This is a genomic window from Allobosea sp. P4_E12, assembly GCF_056401655.1.
In genome coordinates this window covers 1-3,013 of sequence record NZ_JBFUIY010000106.1, presented here as the reverse complement: position 1 = coordinate 3,013, position 3,013 = coordinate 1, and the positions used below count along the sequence as shown (strand labels likewise).

At 62.2% G+C, this 3,013-nt stretch carries 5 protein-coding genes; 1 reads left to right on the top strand and 4 read right to left on the bottom strand.

Annotated features, from left to right (window positions below):
• The 4 genes from AC1DW9_RS36395 to AC1DW9_RS36380 all read right to left on the bottom strand — a co-directional run.
• The coding region (locus tag AC1DW9_RS36395; RefSeq protein ID WP_476777551.1) for a hypothetical protein at nucleotides 1-201 on the bottom strand (201 nt) is incomplete at its 3' end.
• Nucleotides 202-489: 288 nt separating this feature from the next.
• Nucleotides 490-750 (bottom strand): hypothetical protein, encoded by a 261-nt coding sequence (locus AC1DW9_RS36390; protein WP_476777550.1) that lies wholly within the window; start codon nucleotides 748-750, stop codon nucleotides 490-492.
• 28 nt (nucleotides 751-778) lie between these two features.
• On the bottom strand, nucleotides 779-2,059 hold the full coding sequence (locus AC1DW9_RS36385; protein WP_476777549.1) for a Y-family DNA polymerase: 1,281 nt from the start codon (nucleotides 2,057-2,059) through the stop codon (nucleotides 779-781).
• Nucleotides 2,056-2,478, bottom strand: a complete 423-nt coding sequence (locus AC1DW9_RS36380; RefSeq protein ID WP_441493447.1) for a LexA family protein — start codon at nucleotides 2,476-2,478, stop codon at nucleotides 2,056-2,058. The genes AC1DW9_RS36385 and AC1DW9_RS36380 overlap by 4 nt, the downstream gene beginning before the upstream one ends.
• Before the next feature lie 290 nt (nucleotides 2,479-2,768).
• On the opposite strand from AC1DW9_RS36380, the gene AC1DW9_RS36375 reads away from it, so the two are divergent.
• Nucleotides 2,769-3,013 (top strand): hypothetical protein (locus tag AC1DW9_RS36375; RefSeq protein WP_476855395.1); only part of this gene is annotated, 245 nt, incomplete at its 3' end.

Below are 3,013 nucleotides of genomic sequence, written 5' to 3'. Positions count from 1 at the left end.
CTCCAGCATGTGCCGGTCGTCACCGGTGGCATGGACCTGTGAAGAGCCCTCCCCCTTCTTGTTGGCCGAACGACCCTGGTCGGTTTCGCGCGAACTTCCGGTCTGCCGTGGCTGTTGCTCTGGAGCGTTTTCCTCGAATGCAGGAGCCTCTGATTCAAAAGAAGAACTGCGGTCGACAAAGATAGAGGTGTCTTCGCTCATCAACACAGGCTCCGGAACTTCTGGGGCTCCATGCCAGCGAGGCCGTGCATTTCACGTGAGCACAATTGCTAAAATCCGAAGGACCCAACGTACCGAACCGCAGCCGCGTTGCCAGCCGTCCAGTCCTGCGCAACATCGATGCCGACCGCGGCATCAGGTCTGTGTCTGAGCGCAAAGGGAAACCGCGTCCGCCCCCTTCCCCATTGTTGAGAAGCCCGTGCGGACCAAGCCCAAGAAGCCGCTGTCAGGAAGCTTCCGTCCCGGGCATCGGATGATCACTCCGGTCGCTCAATCCGGATATTCGCGGGCGAGGCGATCGTAAGCATCCTCAGACGCTGCGTCGCCCGCCATGGCATTTTCAAGTTCACCTTCGTCGATAAGCACCCCGCCGAAATGGCCCACGAACGCGCGAGCCAAGCCTCGGTCTTCAAATACGATGCGGACCGAGTCGGACCCTGGGAAGCGATCGAGAACCCGGAAGCCGATTTGCCAGTCCCCACACCAGCTCTCGATCCTGCGCAGGCGTTCCGGCGCGGCAACAGGGTCCAATATCAATTCGACCTGATGAAGCCTGGCATCACGCTCTCCCTACGACCGGCACCTCTTCGAGCCGCGTCGTGTAACGCGGCGAACGCATATCGAATTTCGTGACCCACGCCTTCTGCTGGCGAGCGATACCGGCCGCCGCGGGAAACACAGCGCCACGACCGAGCTTCTTGTTGCACGCGTCCAAAGCTTCCATCAGGCGGCCACTCTTCTCGCGTTCGAGCGCGCCGATCAGGGCTCGCGGCGACATCTCCAATGCCACTAGGTCAACCGTCATCAACCCCGCCTTGGCGTATCGGTAACCCGGCTTCCAGGTCTGCCGAGCTCCCCACTTGGCTGCGCGGACCAGGACAAGGGTGTCGTTGCTCGCCTCGGGGAAGTCGACCGTGGTCGAGACCGAACGGGACGGGCCGTTGTCGAACGGAGATGTGTGGAAGAATACGGTGACGTGATCGGTCGCCAACCCATGATGCCGGAGCTTCTCGCCGAGACGGGTGGCATGGGCAGCAATGGCTTCCTGCATCACCTCGAGGCTTTCGACCCGGCCGGAGAACGACCTCGTAACCGCGCAGCCCTTTCGAGTGGGGGCGACGCTCTCCAGATTGATGCAGGGCTGGCCCCGGAGTTCCTGGATGATCCGTTCGCCGACGACAGTCAGCGTCTGGCGAGCGAGCTTGGGATCGAGAGCGGCGACATCGGCGGCCGTCTTGGAGCCAAGCGCACCCAGCTTAGTCTGGCTGGCACGGCCAATGCCCCAAACGTCCTCCAGCGCCATCAACGGAAGCCATTCGCGGCGCGCTTCCTCGCTCGTCAGGTCGCAGACGCCGCCGAGTTGGGGCGTGGTTTTCGCGATCTTGTTCGCGAGCTTTGCCAGTGTCTTCGTTGGCCCGATGCCGACACAGGTGGGGACGCCGGTCCATTTCGAAACGGTAGACCGCAGGTCGCGGCCCAGCTCCTCGCGATGCTCAGGCGCGACCGGGGTCAGGTCGAGGAAGCTCTCGTCGATCGAGTAGATCTCGATATCCGGCGCGAACCGCTCGTAGACGGTGTTCATCCGGCGGCTCATGTCACCGTAGAGCGAATAATTGGACGAGAAGACGACGACGCCTTCGCGCCTGCAAAGGTCGCGGATCTGGAACATCGGCGCGCCCATCTTGATCCCGAGCGCCTTTGCCTCGGCCGTTCTGGCGACCGCGCAGCCGTCGTTATTCGAGAGCACGATCACCGGCCGGCGTCGAAGCTTTGGGTCGAACACGCGCTCGCAGGAGCAGTAGAAGCTGTTGCCGTCGATCAGCGCGAACGACTGCGTCATCGCCGGAAGCGCCGCACCGCATTGGTGACCACGCCGAAGATGTCGATTTCTGCGTCGGGACCAGGATCGTAGTCGGGGTAGCGCCGGTTGCCGAATGCCAAACTCGAGCGGCCTCCCGCGATCCTGAACACCTTGACGCTGCGCTCGCCGTTGACGTCCACCACGACGGCGTCACCGTCACGCGGGACCAGGCTGCGGTCGACCGTGATCAGGCTGCCGTCGAAGATCCCCACGTCGATCGCGCTGTCGCCAGCGACGGTCATTATGTAGGTCGCAGGGGCGTTCTTGATCAGCGCTCGCGATAGGTCGATCGGTGTGTCGAGGTAGTCGTCGGCGGGCGAAGGAAAGCCCGCGCGCACGGCCTTCAGGTAGACCGGCAGAAAGATAGGCGGTCCGAGGACAGCGGGGGACATGTGCATCGAAATGCGCTCCGTTCATTAGAACGAAACAAGAACATCAAGAATGCGGCCTGTGTCAATGAGGTGAGTTTGTAAAGCCGTAGCCACGTCCATGGTCCCAATGCCGCGATCCGTGCCAACCCTTGTGACCCTTGTATCCGTGGCCCCCCTTTTGATTTGCTCAACGTGGTCAGGCGTCCCTAGGGTCGTCAGACCTGCTAAGGGGCGGCTTGTGAAATCGATGGCATCACGGAGCAGAAACTCAGCATGGCCGCTGCAACGAAGACTAACTTTCGCATCGGTTCCTCCTCATGACCAAGCAGCGGGCTTTGGAAAGCACCAACACACCCGCTGCATGGCAGCGCCAGGCGTCAGTCGCAGATGCGCATCCGGCGCTCGACAAGCTCGCCATAGCGATTGACCCGACGCTTTATGACAGTGCGGCAATCGTCATCGTCGAGAACAGCGTGGCCTCGGAAGCCACGCCGTTCCCCGGCAAAGCGGTAGCCACGGGGCTCGTGATAGCGCGGACCATCATAGCCCGGCCGGTCGATTC

Bases quoted from the DNA above. Each gene is read 5' to 3' on its own strand.
- AC1DW9_RS36385 (WP_476777549.1), bottom strand. From the start codon at position 2,059: ATGACGCAGTCGTTCGCGCTGATCGACGGCAACAGCTTCTACTGCTCC.
- AC1DW9_RS36380 (WP_441493447.1), bottom strand. From the start codon at position 2,478: ATGCACATGTCCCCCGCTGTCCTCGGACCGCCTATCTTTCTGCCGGTC.